14 protein-coding genes and 2 pseudogenes are annotated in these 17,525 nt (G+C 53.7%); 7 read left to right on the top strand and 9 right to left on the bottom strand.

What is annotated here, in order from left to right; translation table 11 throughout:
* Positions 1-152: 152 nt before the first annotated feature.
* The 3 genes from FGF66_RS00095 to htpX form a co-directional block, all read right to left on the bottom strand.
* Positions 153-1,784, bottom strand: coding sequence for a reverse transcriptase domain-containing protein (locus tag FGF66_RS00095; RefSeq protein ID WP_139455684.1), 1,632 nt, complete (start codon positions 1,782-1,784; stop codon positions 153-155).
* A 291-nt stretch (positions 1,785-2,075) separates the two neighbouring features.
* A complete protein-coding gene (locus FGF66_RS00100) occupies positions 2,076-2,945 on the bottom strand; it encodes a hypothetical protein (RefSeq protein ID WP_139455685.1) in 870 nt (289 codons plus the stop codon).
* A gap of 148 nt (positions 2,946-3,093) precedes the next feature.
* Positions 3,094-3,969: a protease HtpX gene (gene htpX, locus FGF66_RS00105; protein ID WP_139455686.1), complete on the bottom strand. Its 876-nt coding sequence runs from the start codon at positions 3,967-3,969 to the stop codon at positions 3,094-3,096.
* Positions 3,970-4,267: 298 nt separating this feature from the next.
* Here htpX and FGF66_RS00110 point away from each other — a divergent pair, with 298 nt between their 5' ends.
* The 4 genes from FGF66_RS00110 to purB all read left to right on the top strand — a co-directional run bounded on the left by FGF66_RS00110 (position 4,268) and on the right by purB (position 9,539).
* Positions 4,268-5,536: an MFS transporter gene (locus FGF66_RS00110; protein ID WP_139455687.1), complete on the top strand. Its 1,269-nt coding sequence runs from the start codon at positions 4,268-4,270 to the stop codon at positions 5,534-5,536.
* 31 nt (positions 5,537-5,567) lie between these two features.
* Positions 5,568-6,602: a Gfo/Idh/MocA family protein gene (locus FGF66_RS00115; protein WP_139455688.1), complete on the top strand. Its 1,035-nt coding sequence runs from the start codon at positions 5,568-5,570 to the stop codon at positions 6,600-6,602.
* Between the two features lie 33 nt (positions 6,603-6,635).
* A complete protein-coding gene (locus tag FGF66_RS00120; protein ID WP_139455689.1) occupies positions 6,636-8,066 on the top strand; it encodes a CCA tRNA nucleotidyltransferase in 1,431 nt (476 codons plus the stop codon).
* 168 nt (positions 8,067-8,234) lie between these two features.
* Positions 8,235-9,539 (top strand): adenylosuccinate lyase, encoded by a 1,305-nt coding sequence (gene purB / locus FGF66_RS00125; RefSeq protein WP_139455690.1) that lies wholly within the window; start codon positions 8,235-8,237, stop codon positions 9,537-9,539.
* A gap of 127 nt (positions 9,540-9,666) precedes the next feature.
* Here the strand turns inward: purB and FGF66_RS00130 are convergent, their stop codons facing one another.
* The 4 genes from FGF66_RS00130 to FGF66_RS00145 form a co-directional block, all read right to left on the bottom strand.
* Positions 9,667-10,008: a P-II family nitrogen regulator gene (locus tag FGF66_RS00130; RefSeq protein ID WP_139455691.1), complete on the bottom strand. Its 342-nt coding sequence runs from the start codon at positions 10,006-10,008 to the stop codon at positions 9,667-9,669.
* 8 nt (positions 10,009-10,016) lie between these two features.
* Positions 10,017-11,348: an ammonium transporter gene (locus tag FGF66_RS00135; RefSeq protein WP_139455692.1), complete on the bottom strand. Its 1,332-nt coding sequence runs from the start codon at positions 11,346-11,348 to the stop codon at positions 10,017-10,019.
* A 306-nt stretch (positions 11,349-11,654) separates the two neighbouring features.
* Positions 11,655-13,334, bottom strand: coding sequence for a glucose-6-phosphate isomerase (gene pgi, locus FGF66_RS00140; RefSeq protein WP_139455693.1), 1,680 nt, complete (start codon positions 13,332-13,334; stop codon positions 11,655-11,657).
* Positions 13,335-13,358: 24 nt separating this feature from the next.
* Positions 13,359-13,781: an ATP-binding protein gene (locus FGF66_RS00145; protein ID WP_139455906.1), complete on the bottom strand. Its 423-nt coding sequence runs from the start codon at positions 13,779-13,781 to the stop codon at positions 13,359-13,361.
* Between the two features lie 246 nt (positions 13,782-14,027).
* Here FGF66_RS00145 and FGF66_RS00150 point away from each other — a divergent pair.
* The 3 genes and pseudogenes from FGF66_RS00150 to FGF66_RS00160 form a co-directional block, all read left to right on the top strand.
* Positions 14,028-14,734, top strand: a pseudogene (locus FGF66_RS00150) (ammonium transporter); the annotation flags it as partial.
* A gap of 111 nt (positions 14,735-14,845) precedes the next feature.
* A pseudogene (locus FGF66_RS00155) lies at positions 14,846-15,188 on the top strand (P-II family nitrogen regulator).
* A gap of 94 nt (positions 15,189-15,282) precedes the next feature.
* Positions 15,283-15,951 carry a TorF family putative porin gene (locus tag FGF66_RS00160; protein WP_139455694.1) on the top strand — a complete coding sequence of 223 codons (669 nt, stop codon included), beginning with the start codon at positions 15,283-15,285 and terminating at the stop codon, positions 15,949-15,951.
* Positions 15,952-16,108: 157 nt separating this feature from the next.
* On the opposite strand, the gene FGF66_RS00165 is transcribed toward FGF66_RS00160, so the two are convergent.
* Positions 16,109-17,242, bottom strand: coding sequence for a GNAT family N-acetyltransferase (locus tag FGF66_RS00165; protein WP_139455695.1), 1,134 nt, complete (start codon positions 17,240-17,242; stop codon positions 16,109-16,111).
* A gap of 60 nt (positions 17,243-17,302) precedes the next feature.
* Entirely contained in the window at positions 17,303-17,506 is a 204-nt protein-coding gene (locus FGF66_RS00170; protein ID WP_139455696.1) for a YgaP family membrane protein, read from the bottom strand.
* Positions 17,507-17,525: the final 19 nt, after the last annotated feature.

Raw genomic sequence — 17,525 nt, forward strand, 5'->3', positions numbered from 1 at the left:
TTATTATTCGATTTTTCGACAACTAAACAGACTATTCTCTCGAACATATGGCCAATTTACGAAACAGCATGAATCGAATCATTCCCTTAAAGACATTCATAGGATATAAATGGCAACAGATTCAAGACATCAAAAACACTTATTTTTTCTTATCATTTCCGAAGATACTCAATCAACCTTTTATCCTTATTCTCAGAATACTTTCTTTTCAATAAATCTAATCCCTTTTGATCAGGCAAACGCATCAATAATCTAATCACATAACGCCTTTCATAATCTGACATATATTCAACCCTATTCTCAAAATGATTCAACAATTTTGCCAACCCTGATGCATCAACATCATACACCTTATTATCGATATAATACCTAAGAAACAAACACCTCTCATACCACCACAAATCTCTCCATTTTTCAGAATAATATCTTGTCAATAACGCACGATAAACATCATCGCTATAAGGAAGTTTTAAACATGCATTCCAGTACACAAATGACACTAAAGGGTAAATAACATCAGAACCACTCAAATATTCAATAAGTCTCTTTTTAAAATCATCACGAGACCTCATCAACATAGCCATCAAATTAATCAAAGAGCCATTATTTCTATTAACCAACTCTGGATGATCAATCATAACCTCAAAAAAGAAGTCCATATTGCGTTTTATCAAAATATCACCACTTCGATTTAACGAAATAATCATTTTTAAGATGTAATTAAAAGGAGAAAACCACCTGCACCCATTCTGTCTTTTACAGTATAAATCTTTTATTTTTGCAAATAATTCTTCTTTATCGTCTCCATACTGATCAATGAAATCCCAATCAGAAAAACACCAATATTCAAAATATTGATCGGCATTCATAATCCTTGTCTTAGAATCATTTAGATGAAGTGATAAATCCGACAACAATCGAGAAACAATCTGAGTTATTCGCAGAGAAATATTTTTATCACCACGAAATGCAAACCAAAGATCATCCGCATATCGCGTATATTGCCAATCTCTCCCTTTTGAGTCTCCAAGTAAACATTTAAGCTCATCAATAATTCTTACGTCGAAATAATTAAGGTAAAAATTTGCCAACAGTCGAGAAATCTCACCAACTTCTTCCTGAGGCAAACCAACGACATTTTCAGTATATGAGTAGTTATCAATGGTCTTAACATTTTTCAAAAGATAAAATAATAAGTCTATATCATTTTTCTTATTTGGCACGAGACTTCTAACCTCCTGCTCAAGCTTGTTCAATGGTATTGAATCATAAAAATGAGCTATATCAAGATGCATATAATAATCAAACCTATTCTCATACAACCCCTGAGCCAAATTCTGATAATCAGACCATGCTTTCCTAAATGAACACTTTAAAAACATCTCATAACTAGGATCATACACAAAACCATCCATACTTGACTCACTTAAGACAAGCTTATCTGTCAACCTGAATCCACCATAAACGAACTCAACTTCGTTTATTCTTTCAATTAATTGATCCTGTAAGCTTTTTACGCAATAATAATATACAACTACATCCGTGAGATCAAAATGCATTACAGGCCTAATAACCCCAAATCCTTTAGGATAACCAATTAATCTTGCTACACTCGGCCTGTAAACACCCCCATTAATTTTTCTTGCAATTTCATATAAATACTCATCTTTCGTCAAATCTTTAAAATCAACAACATCTTTTATAAGACTTTGCTTTGTTATATACCCCCAAAAAGCTTTATCAATCGACTTAACAAACTCTATTGGCTCAATATATCTATTCATTGTAAGTAGATTCTAAAACTTTTATTAAAAACAAAAACGGATAACTTACAGTATTTCATATATAGGATACCAATTCGCAAAAAAGGTTTTTCAGTAAACGTTGACAACTCTTTTGCCAAGTACATCAGCATATCACTATATAACATACAGTTACGCTATTCACAAACAAAAAGCTCGTCACCGGCAATCAGTCGCTGAAAACGCTACCACTCAATTCCCTATCCTCCCCACAATCTTGCCATCCCGCTTCGCCTGTCGCCCCGACCTTCTCATGAAAAATATCACCGCAAATCACACCTGTTTCGCTTCGCTCTTTTGCTTGCCTTTCGCGCCGAACAGAACCGAGAACATCAAAATCAGCAGCACCAACGTCATCAAAACAATCTCCAAAACGTACTTTGACGGCTGGATCCAGATTTCAGTGAAAACATTCCACCTGCCGAGGATTTCGACGAAGTTCCAGAAGATGAGCACCGTCGGGATCGCGTAGCGGATGGCGTACGCCAGATTGCTGATTTTCAGGAGTTTGACGAACAGCAGCACCGACCATAACAGTGAACCGAACGCGATAAAATAGGTTACAGGATGCCGATCTCCGGCGAAGTTTTCGTCGTAGGCAAACAAAAGCAAGAGATAAAAACCCCACAACAGCACGTTGAACTCCATGAACGTAACCATTGCGACATTCCGGGATGAGCGGCCCGCGCCGAGCCTGGAATCGAAACGCAACAGGCGCTGAAACCACAGGAAAAACCGGCATCCCGAACGAACGCCAAACAGATAGTAGAGCATGATGATCGCGAAAAATCCGATAGAGGAGGGCATGAGCAGATATTCCGCCCTGGTCACCACGACGCCGTTCTGCATCACCGGCTCGATACCAAGGCGGCGGGCATAATACTCGAAGCCGATCTCGATCCACCCCGACCAGGTGAACAGAGCACCGAACATGCCGAGCAAGGTCGCCATCAGCTCCTTCGAGGCGAACAGTCCCGCGAGCAGCAACCCCGCTCCGGCAAAACCGAGCAGCACTCCGGCCAGGGCGACATGCTCCTTGCCAAGCGCGTTTTGCAGCAGAATGACAGCCGCGTGACCGAGCGGCATCGTCAGCAAAACGATCGAAAAAGCTGAAAAGGCGGTGAGGGGCTTGAGGCGTTTCATAAGAGATGATGTTGAATCGAAAAATCATAGACCATCAAAATAACCGCTCCGCAACCGAAGCACAACGTCATCGTATCTTTGGCGGAAACAAAAAAAGGGCGTCCCGAAAAACCGGAACGCCCCTCCTGCCATATCCACCGTCAACGCTTCAGCGAGCGGCTTCGAGCGCGGTGATTCGCGATTCGAGCGGCGGGTGGCTGCTGAAGAGCGCCATCATGCCGCCACCGGCAATGCCGCTGGCCGCCATCTGTTTCGGCAACTGGCCCGCTTCGAGGCTGCCCAGCGCCCGGAGCGCTTCGATCATCGGGCGGCGGTCGCCCATCAGCGCTGCCGCTCCTGAATCCGCGCGGAATTCTCGTTTGCGCGAAAAGTACATCACGATGATGGAGGCGAGAATGCCGAACAGAATCTCGAATACAACACTGCCGATCCAGTAGCCGATGCCCGGGCTGCCCGATTCATCCTCGTCCCTGCGCAGAAAGCTGTCGATCGCATAACCGGCGACGCGAGCCAGAAAGATCACGAAGGTGTTGACCACGCCCTGAATCAGCGTCAGCGTCACCATGTCGCCGTTCTGGATGTGGGCGACCTCGTGCGCCAGCACGGCCTCGACCTGCTGCTTGTTCATGCTTTGCATGAGGCCCGTCGAAACGGCGACCAGCGACTTCGACTTGCTCGCGCCCGTGGCGAAGGCGTTGGGCGCGCCGTCATAGATAGCCACCTCGGGAGTCGGCAACCCGGCTTTGGAAGAGAGCCGCTTCACCGTATTCACGAGCCACGCCTCATCCTGATTGGCCGGTTGCGCGATGACCCGCGCGCCGGTGCTCCATTTGGCCATCGTTTTTGACATCAACAACGATATGAATGAGCCGCCAAAACCGATCAGGGCCGCGAACGCCAAAAGCATACCCATGTTCAGCCCATTGGCGGTCAGAAAGCGATCGACGCCCAGAAGACGGGCCGTGACCGACAGCACCAGCAGTACCGCAAAGTTGGTTACTAAAAACAGAACTATTCGTTTCATCCGCATCCTCCTGCTCTATCAGTTATGATTTGTTTGTTTAAGATATATCGACCCCTTGGGTTTGACGTTCAGTCCGGTATAGACTCGCGAAATTTATTGAAATAAAGAACAAAAAAATCACAACGCAGCTCTCGCCGCATTCTGAAAAACCAAGCGGCACACCTGACATCAAGCACAACTCAAAGGAAAACTTCGCGCGGCTGCCAGGCAGTTCCCACAATCTTGACACGACGTTTCAACATGGCGGGCGATTTTTGTATTTTGGGCTTTTTCCGCTTCACCTAACGGCTTGCCCTTCATGAAGAAATCACCGCTGGCCATCCTGTTCCTGACAGTCCTGCTCGACCTGATCGGCTTCGGTATCGTGCTGCCGCTCTTGCCGACCTACGCCAAGGAACTCGGCGCGTCGCCCTTCATGATCGGCCTGATCGCGGCGATCTACTCGACGATGCAGTTCATCTTTTCGCCGATCTGGGGCAAGGTGAGCGACAAGATCGGACGCCGTCCGGTGATGCTGTCGAGCATTTTTCTGGCCTCGATCTCCTACGTTTTTTTCTCGCAAGCGGTCACTATTCCGCTCTTGATTCTGGCCCGTTCGCTCTCCGGCATCGGCTCGGCCAACATCGCGGCGGCGCAGGCGGCCATTACTGACGTGACCGACTCGAAAAGCCGCTCAGGCGCAATGGGCATGCTCGGCGCGGCGTTCGGCATCGGCTTCATCATCGGCCCCCTCGTCGGCGGCGTACTGATGACCAACTTCGGCATCTCGATGGTCGGTCTGTTCGCGGCAGGCCTCAACTTCATCAACTTCCTGCTCGCGCTCGTCCTCCTGGGTGAAACCAACGCCCACGCGGAGGGCGTTCTGTCGCTCTTCAAAAAGCATCCCGACGCAAAGCCTCACGCCGACAACTCGTTCATCGCCTCTCTCAGTCGCAAAAGCAGCGCCTACGCCGACAAGGTTCGCGAGGCATTCAGTTCGCGGCCCGTGGCGTTGTTGATGATTATCAACTTCATCTATTCGCTCGCCATCGTGAACATGCAGGTTTCGGCGATCCTGCTCTGGAGCGATATCTACCACGCCACCGAGCAGCAGGTGGGCTACCTGTTCGCCTACGTGGGCTTCTTTACGGTGATCGTGCAGGGGGTGATGCTGCCGAAAATGACTCGCAAGTACGGAGAACACAAGCTGATGGTTCTGGGTCACGTCACCTCGTTCATCGGCGTCTTTTTCATTCCGTTCATTCCGGTCAGCTCGCTCTTCACGATCGGCCTCGGCATTCTGCTCTTCTTCGCCATCGGCACGAGCCTGGTCAATCCGCTCAACATTTCGATGATCTCGCTCTACAGCTACAAGCAGAAACAGGGGCAGGTCATGGGGTTCGCCCAGTCGGTCAACGCGCTGGCCCGCATCCTCGGCCCCTTCACCGGCAGCATTCTGTACGGCATGGATCACCGTTTTCCCTACTACCTGGCCGGAGCGCTGACCGTGGTCGGCACGTTCATTTCGATGAGCCTGTTCAAATATGACATCGAGGCGCTGGAGCCGTCGGCAAGCGTCGCAGACTGAAAAAACCGCCGCAAACGAAAAGGAGACCATCATGCGCATAGGCGTTGCAGGCGTCGGCAAGCTCGGCGAATTCCATACGAACCTGTTGAAGCAGATCGCCGGTGAAAGCCCGGATGTCGAATTTTCCGGCGTGTTCGACCTGAACCCGGAGCGGTTGCAGGAGATCGGCAAAAAGTACGGCGTGCCGTGTTTTTCCACGCTGGAGGAGTTGGCCGCATCGTGCGACGCTGCGGTGATCGCGACGACAACCAGCTCACACTACGCCATCGCAAAACAGCTTCTCGAAGCAAGTTTGCATCTCTTCATCGAGAAGCCGATCACGGCGACACTCGAAGAGGCCGACGAGCTGATCGGCATCGAAAAGGCGAAGGGGCTGACCATTCAGGTGGGCCACATCGAGCGCTTCAACCCGGCGCTGCTCGCCGTGGAGCCGTATATCGGCGAGCCGATGTACATCCAGGCCGAGCGGCTGAGCGGCTTTTCACGCCGCGTGACCGACGTCTCGGTAGTACTCGACCTGATGATTCACGACATCGATCTGGTGCTGTCGCTGATAAAATCGGACATCCGCAGCATCGCGGCCTCGGGCGTGAAGGTATTCTCGAACGAGCTCGACATGGCCACGGCGCGCATCGAGTTCGAGAACGGGGCCATCGCCAACGTGACGGCGAGCCGCCTCAGCCGGAGCAAGCTGCGCAAAATGCGCTTCTTCAGCCGCAACCCGAAGAGCTACGCCTCGCTCGATTTCACCAGCGGCAAGTCCGAGGTGTTCCGGCTGGTTCCGCCCGATCAACTCTCATCGAAGAATCCGATCAAGAACTTCGCGACGAAAAAAATTCTCGAACAGTTTGGCGAAATTCAGGAGTCGCTCAAGGATATGGCGCTCGATTACGTCAGTCCCGACATACCGAAAATCAACGCTCTGAAAGAGGAACTCGAACAGTTCATCGCCGCCATCCGCGCTGGCAGAGCGGCGAAAGTGACCTCCGAAGAAGGACGCCGCGCCTTGATGGTGGCAGGAAAAATCACCGATGAAATACGGAAAAATACGGCAGACCTTGACTGAACCCGACACGACGAATACGAGACCGACGACCGAATGCTGACAACCGGGCACGAAGCCATTCCTGAAATCATGGCGCGCATCGGAGACCTCGCCGACGAGGCATCGCTCCCCTGCTATATCGTGGGCGGCTACGTCCGCGACCTCGTCATGCAGCGCCCCTGCACCGACATAGACATCATGGTGATCGGCGAACCGGTGCCCTTCGCCCACGCCATCGCCGAAAAACTCGGGGGGCGGAACTTCGTGCTCTTCGAGCGCTTCCGCACCGCGCAGCTCGAACTGGATGACCCGCGGGCCGGGACGTTCAAGCTCGAAATCGTCGGCGCGCGCAAGGAGAGCTACAACCCCGAATCGCGCAAGCCGATCACCAGCATCGGCACGCTGGAGGATGATCTTTCGCGGCGCGACTTCACCATCAACGCGCTTGCTTTGCGACTGAACCGTCAGCAGCGCGGCGAAGTGGTCGATCTGTTTGAGGGCCAGCGCCACATCCGCGAAAAGCTGCTCAAGACGCCGCTCGATCCCGAAAAGACCTTTTCGGACGACCCGCTCAGGATGATGCGCGCCGCCCGCTTCGCCTGCCAGCTCGATTTCCGGCTCGACGCGGCCACGCTCGACGCGATGGCGGCGATGAGCGGGCGGATCCAGATCGTGTCGCGCGAGCGCGTCAGCCACGAATTCCTCAAGATCATGCAGGCCTCCAAACCCTCCATCGGGCTGAAAATCCTCTATTCGACCGGCCTGTTGAAGGAGATCATCCCGGAGGTGACGGCGATGGCGGGCATCGAGCAGGTCGATGGCCTCGGCCACAAGGACACGCTCTTCCACACCTTCCAGGTGGTCGATAACCTCGCGGAGCACTCCGGCAAGCTCTGGCTGCGCGTGAGCGCTCTCTTCCACGACATCGCCAAGCCGGTCACGAAGCGCTTCCACCCCGGCAGCGGCTGGACCTTCCACGGCCACGAGGCGGTGGGCGTCAAGCTCGTGGCTCGGATTTTCCGCGCGATGAAGTGGCCTCTGGAGCCGATGGAGTACGTGCAGAAAATGGTGCGGCTCCACCACCGCCCGATTCCGCTCTCCAAGGAAGAGATCAGCGACTCGGCGGTGCGCCGCCTGATGTTCGATGCCGGAGCCGATCTGGAGGAGCTGATGATGCTCTGCCGCGCCGACGTGACCAGCAAGAATCCGCGCAAAGTGCAGCGCATTATGAAGAACTTCAACAACGTCGAGGAGAAGATCGCCGAGGTGAGCGAAAAAGATCTGCTCGCCAAATGGCGTCCGCCGATCAGCGGCGCCGACATCATGGAGCTGCTGCAACTGCCGCAGGGGCGCACGGTCGGCATCATCAAGAGCCGCATGGAGAACGCCATCATCGACGGCGACATTCCCTACGACCGCCAGTCCGCGCTGGATTTTGTAAGTGCGGTGTACCGGGAAATGCAGGAGAAGGGAGAGAAATTGTGAATTATGAGTTATGAATTATGAATGAAAAAGAAATCCATATCATCTTCTCCCAATTGTCCCAAACGTCCCAACAGTCCCACAAGTCCCATAAAACGCAATTCCCCCTCACTTTGAAGAGCAACGAACTATATTATTACCACCGAAGCATAACACCAAAACCGAACCACTGTGATACCACGTTACTCGCCGAAGGACATTTCGGCAATCTGGAGCGATGAAGCCAAATTCGAGCGCTGGCTGCAACTTGAAATCGCCGCCGTCGAGGCGCGCATGGAGGCAGGCGTCGTTCCGTCCGACGCGCTGGCGACCATCAAGGAAAAGGCGAAGTTCAACGTCGAGGAGATTCTCGTCATCGAAAACGAGACCAAGCACGACGTCATCGCCTTTTTGACCAATGTCGCCGGTTACGTCGGCCCCGATTCGCGCTACATCCACGAAGGCCTCACCTCCTCGGACGTGGTCGATACGTGCCTGGCCATGCAGATGCGCGATGCGGGCAGGATCATTGTGGCCGACATCGAGTCGCTCATCGAGGTACTCGGCAAAAAAGCGGTCGAGCACAAATACACGCTCCAGATGGGCCGTACGCACGGCATCCACGCCGAGCCGACCACCTTCGGCCTGAAGTTGCTGCTCTGGCACGAGGAGATGAAGCGCAACCTTGAACGCATGAAGCGCGCCCTTGAAACCATCTCGGTCGGCAAAATTTCCGGCGCGGTCGGCACCTACCAGCACCTCTCGCCCGACATCGAGGCCGCCGTCTGCCAGAAGCTTGGCTTGACGCCGTCGCCGATCTCCACGCAAATTTTACAGCGCGACCGCCACGCCGAGTACGCCACGACGCTCGCCATCGTGGCCTCGTCGATCGAGAAGTTCTCGACCGAGCTGCGCCATTTGCAGCGCACCGAGGTTCGCGAAACGGAGGAGTTTTTCAGCAAGGGGCAGAAGGGCAGCTCGGCCATGCCGCACAAGCGCAACCCGATCACCTTCGAGCGCCTGACCGGCTTGGCCCGCGTGGTGCGCTCCAACTCCATCGCCGCAATGGAGAACGTCGCCCTGTGGCACGAGCGCGACATTTCGCACTCCTCGGTCGAGCGCGTCATCATGCCCGACTCCACCATCGCGCTCGTTTACATGCTGCGCACCTTCCGCGATTCGATCGAAACCCTGCTGGTCTATCCGGAGCGCATGGAGCAGAACTTCGACACCTCCTACGGCCTCACCCTCTCGCAGACGCTCCTGCTGGCGCTGACGGGCAAGGGCCTCACCCGCGAGGATGCGTACCGGCTCGTGCAGCGCAACGCCATGAAGAGCTGGGAAGAAAAGGTGCAGCTCAAGGAGCTGGTGCTTCACGACCCGGAAATTCTCGAACACATCACCGCCGAAGAGATCAACGAGCTCTTCAGCCCCGAGACGATTCAGAAGAAGCTCAAAAACAGCGTGGATATTATTTTCAAGCGCAACGGGCTGTGAGCTATCGCGATAAAAAGAGCTGTCAAAAGCAAAACCGGAATCGCCAATAACGCCAGCGGGCCACCTTTGACGTGGCCCGCTGCTGTTTCAGACGCTCATTTCAGACGGGATTGTTGCGAATCATGATTCAGATCGCGGCGCCGCCCCGCTCGTTGGTTCTGATTCTCACGCACTGTTCGAGCGGCGTGATGAAGATTTTACCGTCGCCGATTTCACCCAACCCATGCTTTGCGGCATTCAAAATCGTATCGACCGTGATATCAACGAACTGGTCGTTCACCGCAATGTCGAGCCGAACTTTCGGAATCAGGTTCGGAGCGATCTTCTGGCCGCGGTAGAACTCGATGTCCTCCTGGCGGCCATGCCCTGTCACCCTGCTCACGGTAATCCTCGTTATATCGGCCTGTATCAGCGCCTCGCGGACATGATCAAGCCGATCAAGCGTAATAATTGCAGTAATCAGTTTCATGCTACCTGTTAGTTAGGATTGATAAGGCCATACCCCTGCTCGCCGTGCATGCTGTGGTCGAGACCGGACATTTCGTCATTTTCCTTGATGCGCAGACCAATGGTTTTCTCGACGATGAAAAGAATGATCAGCGAAACGACGGCGGCATAAGCAATGGTCACGCCAACCGCAGTCGCCTGTACGCCAAGCTGCTGCCAGACCGTCCATGTGCCCCCAACCTTTGCGGCCGCATCGGCCATCCAGGAGGGACGGATAAAGAAGGTCAGGAAAAGAGCGCCGACGATACCGCCGATTCCATGAACGCCGAACGCATCGAGGCTGTCGTCGTAGCCAAGCTTGCCCTTCAGCAGGATGGCGACATAGCAAAACACCGCTGCAATTGCGCCAAGAGCGAAGGCTCCGGCAGGAGGAACCACACCGGCAGCTGGAGTGATTGCAACCAGACCAGCCAGAATACCCGAAGCGACGCCGAGGCTGGTGGCCTTTCCGTGGTGCACAAGTTCGATAACCATCCAGGTGAATGCGCCTGCTGCCGCAGCCATCTGCGTCACCGTGAGAGCGCGAGCCGTCGCAAGGTTACTGGCGATGGCGCTGCCAGCGTTGAATCCGAACCAGCCCACCCAGAGAAGACCAGCGCCCATGAGCGTCATGACCAGGTTATTCGGCGACATGGCATTTCTCGGATACCCCCGGCGAGCGCCAAGGAAAAGCGCCGCCACCAGTCCGGTCACGCCGGATGAGATGTGAACGACCGTACCACCGGCAAAGTCAATCGCACCCATCGCGCCCAGATTGAAGAGAAAACCGTCAGCAGCCCATACCCAGTGGCAGATCGGGCTGTACACCAGAATGCTCCACAAGGCGATAAAAGCCAGGTATCCCTTGAAATTCACCCGTTCTGCAAAAGCGCCGGCAATCAGGGCTGGAGTGATAATAGCGAACTTGCCCTGGAACATGGCGAACACATACTCTGGAATCTGGGTGCTCATGATCGTGTCATCGATCCCCTGAAGCATGAAGTACTTAGGCTCCCAGCCAACCAGACCGCCAAGGATGCCCGGCCCGAAGCTGAGCGCATAACCGAGCATCGGCCAGAGTACGCCGATGACCACCATCGCGCCAAAGCTATGCATCATCGTGCCAAGAACGTTTTTGGTGCGAACCAGGCCGCCGTAGAACATGGCAAGACCGGGAACCATGAGCAGAACGAGCGCTGTGGAAGTCAGCATCCACGAGGTCGTGCCCGTATCGGTCACCACCTCTTCGGCAGCCCAACCGGTGTTGTAAACCATCATTGCCGCCAGCAACAGCAGCAAGGATGAATTGATTTTTTTCAGCATAACCGTTGTGTTTAGTGTGAACGTTACTCCTTAATAATTAACGACTACGCCTTAATAATAGTTAATTTATTAAGCCTTATCAAAGAGATAATGTGAATTTTATTACAATTTTGAATTATTACCATAACATTCTAAGGCTAAAGAGGCGGCATGAACAAAAAAAAGAGCGGCACCGGCAGTCTCTTGCAGTGGTGCCGCTCTTTTTTTTCAGCAGATGAATCGGTGAGGATTTCCGTGAGATTCACGAAAAGAAGGTCGCGGGAAATCAGAGGCTAATCTTGGCGAACCGGCCTCCGAAAAAAGTTCTCAGAAAATCGTCAACTGGTCACGCATTGGTGGTTGCTGGCCCTTGCGGAATTGGCGATAGCGGTTGACCAGCGCGTTGGTCGAGGCGTCGTGGCCTTCGACCGGATCGTCCGACTCGAACTCCGGTAGAATCGCTTTGGCGAGCTGCTTGCCGAGTTCAACGCCCCACTGGTCGAAGGAGTTGATGTTCCAGACTACCCCCTGCACGAACACCTTGTGCTCGTAGAGCGCGATGAGGCTGCCGAGGTTGAAAGGGTTCAGCTCGTCGAGCACGATGGTGTTGGTCGGGCGGTTGCCGGGAAAGAGCTTGTGCGGAAGGAGTTTCTCAAGATCACTGCCCGACAGGCCTGCCGCTTCGAGTTCGGCGCGAGCTTCGGCCTCGCTCTTGCCTTTCATGAGCGCTTCGGACTGGGCCAGGCAGTTGGCCACCAGCATGTCGTGATGCTCGCCCATCGGGTTCTGGCTCTTGAGCGAAATGATGAAATCGACCGGAATGATCTCCGTCCCCTGGTGCAAGAGCTGGAAAAAGGCGTGCTGCGCGTTGGTGCCCGGCTCGCCCCAGATCACCGGCCCGGTGGCGTAATCGGTCTCCAGCCCCGCGCGGTCAACGCGCTTGCCGTTACTCTCCATGTCGAGCTGCTGGAGATAGGCCGGGAAGCGGTGCATATACTGGTCGTAGGGAATGATCGCCTGCGAGTGCGCTCCGAAAAAGTTGTTGTACCAGATGCCGAGCATGGCGAGAATCACCGGCATGTTCTGTTCGAGCGGAGCGTTGAGGAAGTGCTCGTCCATCGCGCGAGCTCCGGCGAGCAGCTCGCTGAAGCGCTCGAAGCCGAGATAGAGCGCGATGGAGAGGCCGATGGCCGACCAGAGCGAGTAGCGCCCGCCAACCCAATCCCAGAAACGGAACATGTTGGCCGGGTCGATGCCGAACTCCTCGACCTTCTCGCGGTTTGTGGAGACGGCGACGAAGTGCTTTGCCACATGGGCGAGACTTCGGGCTTCATCGATAAACCACGCCCTGGCGCTCATGGCGTTGGCGAGAGTCTCCTGCGTGGTGAAGGTTTTGGAGGCGATGATAAAGAGTGTCGTTTCCGGTTTCAGTCCACGGAGGGTTTCGGCCAGGTGGGAGCCATCGACATTCGAGACGAAATGCACCCGCAGCTTGCCGTGAGCGAACGGCTTCAGCGCTTCGGTCACCATGTACGGGCCGAGATCCGAGCCGCCGATGCCGATATTGACCACATCGGTGATGCGCTTGCCGGTGTAACCGACCCACTCGCCGGAAATAACCTTGCCGCAAAACGCCTTCATCTGCCCGAGCACATCCGCCACTTCGGAAGCCACATCGTCGCCATCGACCGTCATCTCGTAACCCGGTGGCCGACGAAGCGCGGTGTGCAGCACCGAGCGCCGCTCAGTGAAGTTGATCTGCTCCCCGTCAAACATCTCCGCCCGCTTCTTTTCGATCTCCGAACGGCGCACAAGCTCCATGAGAAGCTCCATGGTGCGGGTAGTGATCCGGTTCTTGGAGTAGTCGAGGTGAATGGCGTCGAGCGAGAGGGAAAAGCGTTCATGGCGCTCCGGATCGGTTCCGAACAGATCGACCATCGCCTGGTGGCGGGTCTCCTGATAGTGTGATTCGAGAGCGCTCCATTCGGCACTGCGGGAGAGGTACATGATTATACAGTCATTTATTATTGATTAATAGGGAATATAACGCAATACCACTACACAACCTCCCACCACCTTTTCGATCCTGAAGCTTTCGGCAAACTGGCTGACAAGAAAAAGTCCTCGACCGCCAGAAGCCTTTTCGCTCCAGCCTGAACAGATAGATCTCAGGGCGCGAACAGGCTCGAACCCCTCACCGCAATCCCTGATACTGACCTCCAGAAACCGCTCGCCCCCAGCCGCTCCGACTTCGAGCGTCATCGTGACCGGCAGCGAAGCGTTGCCGCAGTTGCCATGACTGAGTGCATTGACAAAAGCCTCGTGAACGGACAATTCGAAATCCGCGATGAAAGCATCGCTGTATCCCTCAATGCGCGCGATGGTGGCGATACAGTGACGAAGCCGGGGAATCTCTTCGAGCTTCGAACGCAGCGACAGCCAGTAATAGCTCATGGCGTAAGGCATTACATCATCAGAAGACTCATGGGTAAAAAGTACGGAGGCCAAGGGATGCAAGCAAATGGCCGCCACCATAAGGTCTTTTATTTTTTTAGTCTATTAGTAGATTTAAGCTAAATTATTATTACGTTTTTGTAAATTTTATTAATTATTTATATTTAAACCGTGCAATACATTAAATAAACAAACAACATTGTACAGTCAGCTTTATTTTTCCTGAAACCGCAACCCGATCGTATCATGAAATCATTTCTGTCAAAATCCGGAGCGATTGTCGCTGGCTCCTGCTGGCAGCGGCAACCTTCAGTCCGCCGATCCAGGCGGCAACTCCGACGCCCGATGCCGTCAACGCCTTCGCCATCGACAACTTCTTCCTGTTCATCTGCGCCGTTCTGGTGCTCTTCATGCAGGCAGGATTCGCGCTGGTCGAAACCGGCCTGAACTCCGCGAAGAATGCCGTCAACATCCTGTTCAAAAACCTGATTGACATGGCAATCGGTGGTATCATCTACTACTTCATCGGCTATGGCCTGATGTATCCGGGTGAAGCCTTCAGCGGTGGATTCTTCGGATTCGGCGGCAGCGGCATCAGCGCCGACATGCCTGAAATCGCGGGGGGCAAGCTCTATCCGGCGGTTGACTTCCTCTTCCCGGTAGCCTTCGCCGCAACGATCGTTTCGGGCGCGGTTGCCAGAAGAATGCAGTTCAGGGCCTACCTGATCTACTCGGCGGTTGTCTATCCCATCAGCGGCTTCTGGCTCTGGGGCGGCGGCTGGCTGAAAGTTCTCGGCTTCCATGACTTCGCCGGCTCTTTGCTCGTGCACGCGCTTGGCGGTTTTGCCGGTCTTGCTGGCGCAATCGTTCTTGGCCCACGTATCGGAAGATTCAACGAAAACGGTTCGCCGAACGCCATGCCTGGCCACAACCTGGCGCTCAGCACCCTTGGTTCCACAAGAATGAGGAGATGAAGGGCCTCGATATTTCGGAACACGAAGAAGAAGCTTATTATGGCTTCGAGATATTCACAACCCAGTAACGCATTAAACGGAGCCAAAGCAATGAAATACATAGTAGCAATGATACAGCCCCACAAGCTGCCGGACGTCAAGAAAAGTCTCGCTGCCGCCGGGGTTCGCAAGATGACCGTGACCAATGCCCTCGGATGCGGCGCGCAGGGAGGATATTCGGAGATTTATCGTGGCGTACCGAGCCGAGGTCAACCTCCTGAAAAAGGTCAAGCTGGAGATCGCCGTCAACGAGGAGTTTGTTGACGCCACGGTCAAGGCGATCATCAAGGGAGCAAAAACAGGTGAGATAGGTGACGGAAAAATTTTTATCTTCGACCTTCCGGAGTGCATCCGGATCAGGACCGAAGAAAAAGGAAACGCAGCCATCGGTTAACCCTGAGTACCTGTTCTTTCCGTGGCTCCCGAAAAGCGGGAGCCACCCCAATGAAAAACCACAACACCACAGATAAAAAAAGGAGTTCACATCAATGAAAAAGTCATCGAAACTGATCGCTCTCGCCGTAGCTCTGGTTGCCGGCTTCGGAACAAGCACTGCCCAGGCGGAAGGGTTCAAAATCGGCGCGGACGTCGTCAGCAGCTATGTTTGGAGAGGTAGCGATCTTGGCGATTCAGCAGCTATCCAGCCGAATCTTTCCTACACCTTCAAGAATGGACTTTCCATCGGTGCATGGGGCTCTTATGCTATCAGCGAGAACGATAGCAATGATCGTTACAAAGAGGTCGATCTGACCATCAGCATGCCGGTCGGCCCTGTCACCCTTGCCGTGACCGACTACAACGCCAACCCTGAAGATGGCAATACATTTGATTTCGGTGAAGAAGGCAACAACACCGTCGAAGTCAGCGCCAGCTACAGCCACGAGAATGTCGGCCTGATGGCAGGCGTGTTCGTCGCCGGTAACGACTACGACAATGCCGTGTACTGCGAAGCCAGCTACAAGTTCTACGACAAGGACGGCTACACCGCCAAAGCGACTGCCGGCCTCGGTAGCGAAGACTACTATGGCGATCAGGAAGGCAAGAAAATTGCCCTGGTCAACACCGGTATCGCCGTCTCGAAAGACCGCTACACCGCTTCGGCCATCTACAACCCGGATACCGAAAAATCTTACCTGGTCTTCATGGCCTCGTTCTGAGTGTGGAAACGTTCTTTGTTAGGTTAACAAAAAAGGAGCCTTCTGGCTCCTTTTTTGTTTGAAAGAATTATAAGACTGATAGTACCTATAGGACTTATAAGTCCTATAGGAGTTTTGGGAACTGCCAACTATCAACCGTCAACTGTAAATTCTTCCCTCAGATCCCCTTTTCGTAGATCACGTACTCCTTGTACGGAACGCCGCCGATCACTTTGGCGAGCTTGCTCATCGCTTCGTTGGACTTGAGCACCCAGCTCATTTCGCTGGCGAACAGGCCGTGCTTGCCGCCATATTCGGCGATACGCGCGTTCATGATGCTGTCGATCCCCTTGTTGCGATACTCCGGCAGCACACCCATCGTAATGGTGCGAAACATCGAAATGTTGCGTTTGTACCAGAGGTACTTCACCAGCCCCCACGGCGTGAATGGATTGCCGTTGACATGCTTGAGCGCTTGGTTGATATCGGGCAGCGTCAGCGAAAAACCGATGGTCTTGCCGTTTTTGTCCTCGACGAAATAGATGAAGTGCGGGTCGGCCAGCGGCTTGAGGCTTTGGGCCATGAAGTCGAACTCCTTGTCGGTCATCGGCACGAAGCCCCAGTTCTTCTCCCAGGCCTTGTTGTAAATATCCCGGATTTTTTCGACCTCGCTGTCGAAGTTCTTCATGTCCATGTCGCGCACACTCAGCCCCTCCTTTTTGAGCATATGTTGCGCAATGCGACTCAGGCGGCTGATGTCGATCATCTTCTGGTCGATGTACCAGGCAAGCAGCTCCTGGCCGACCTTGTGCCCGCTGTTCAGGCACAAGTCGTTGTAATACGGCGGATTGTAGAGCATCAGGAACACCGGCGGGCTGTCGTAACCTTTCGTCAACATGCCGCACTGGTCGTTCATCGAGGGACTCACCGGCCCCCGCATCGCGTCGAGTCCCTTGCTTTTCAGCCACATCGCCGCGGCCTCGAAAAGCGCGTCGGCCACCTTCTGGTCGTTCACGCACTCGAAAAAGCCCCAGAATCCCACCTTGTCGTGGTGAATTTCATTGTGGCGGCGGTTCTGGATCGCGGCAATCGTGCCTGCCATGACGCCATCCTTCCACGCGGTGAACATCGCCAGATCGGCATGTTCGTAGAGCGGATATCGCTCGGTATCGAGCGTCTTCATGTAGTCCGAAATCACCGGCGGCACCCAGTTCCTGTTCAAGGCAGGATCTTTTCTATAGACCTTCCACGCAAACCTGATGAACTGTTTGCGCTCATGGCTGGTCTTGACCCGCCTGATTTCGATGCTCATGATCGAGGATGGATTAGTGATGTGGATTGAGCGGCAGGAACGCCTGCCGACGGACAGGGATCATTCAAATGCGTGACCCGGTTTGAGACCCGCAGCCTTGAGAATCTTGGCCAGCGGGCAGAAGCCGGTAAACGCCGCCTGGAAAAGGTTCAGTCCGACAAAGCCGGTGAACCAGAGCCAGTTCTGGTTGTGATAGATGGAGAGCAGGACGCTGGCGATAACGAAGAATCCCGCGACGGCATAGACAACTCTATCAATGTTCATTGGTTCTGAATGGTTTTGG

This window comes from Chlorobaculum thiosulfatiphilum, from assembly GCF_006265165.1.
GTDB lineage: Bacteria > Bacteroidota > Chlorobiia > Chlorobiales > Chlorobiaceae > Chlorobaculum > Chlorobaculum thiosulfatiphilum.

Coding starts and splice junctions, on each gene's coding strand:
- FGF66_RS00095 (WP_139455684.1), bottom strand. CDS start 1,784: ATGAATAGATATATTGAGCCAATAGAGTTTGTTAAGTCGATTGATAAA.
- FGF66_RS00100 (WP_139455685.1), bottom strand. CDS start 2,945: ATGAAACGCCTCAAGCCCCTCACCGCCTTTTCAGCTTTTTCGATCGTT.
- htpX (WP_139455686.1), bottom strand. CDS start 3,969: ATGAAACGAATAGTTCTGTTTTTAGTAACCAACTTTGCGGTACTGCTG.
- FGF66_RS00110 (WP_139455687.1), top strand. CDS start 4,268: ATGAAGAAATCACCGCTGGCCATCCTGTTCCTGACAGTCCTGCTCGAC.
- FGF66_RS00115 (WP_139455688.1), top strand. CDS start 5,568: ATGCGCATAGGCGTTGCAGGCGTCGGCAAGCTCGGCGAATTCCATACG.
- FGF66_RS00120 (WP_139455689.1), top strand. CDS start 6,636: ATGCTGACAACCGGGCACGAAGCCATTCCTGAAATCATGGCGCGCATC.
- FGF66_RS00130 (WP_139455691.1), bottom strand. CDS start 10,008: ATGAAACTGATTACTGCAATTATTACGCTTGATCGGCTTGATCATGTC.
- FGF66_RS00135 (WP_139455692.1), bottom strand. CDS start 11,348: ATGCTGAAAAAAATCAATTCATCCTTGCTGCTGTTGCTGGCGGCAATG.
- pgi (WP_139455693.1), bottom strand. CDS start 13,334: ATGTACCTCTCCCGCAGTGCCGAATGGAGCGCTCTCGAATCACACTAT.
- FGF66_RS00145 (WP_139455906.1), bottom strand. CDS start 13,781: ATGAGCTATTACTGGCTGTCGCTGCGTTCGAAGCTCGAAGAGATTCCC.
- FGF66_RS00160 (WP_139455694.1), top strand. CDS start 15,283: ATGAAAAAGTCATCGAAACTGATCGCTCTCGCCGTAGCTCTGGTTGCC.
- FGF66_RS00165 (WP_139455695.1), bottom strand. CDS start 17,242: ATGAGCATCGAAATCAGGCGGGTCAAGACCAGCCATGAGCGCAAACAG.
- FGF66_RS00170 (WP_139455696.1), bottom strand. CDS start 17,506: ATGAACATTGATAGAGTTGTCTATGCCGTCGCGGGATTCTTCGTTATC.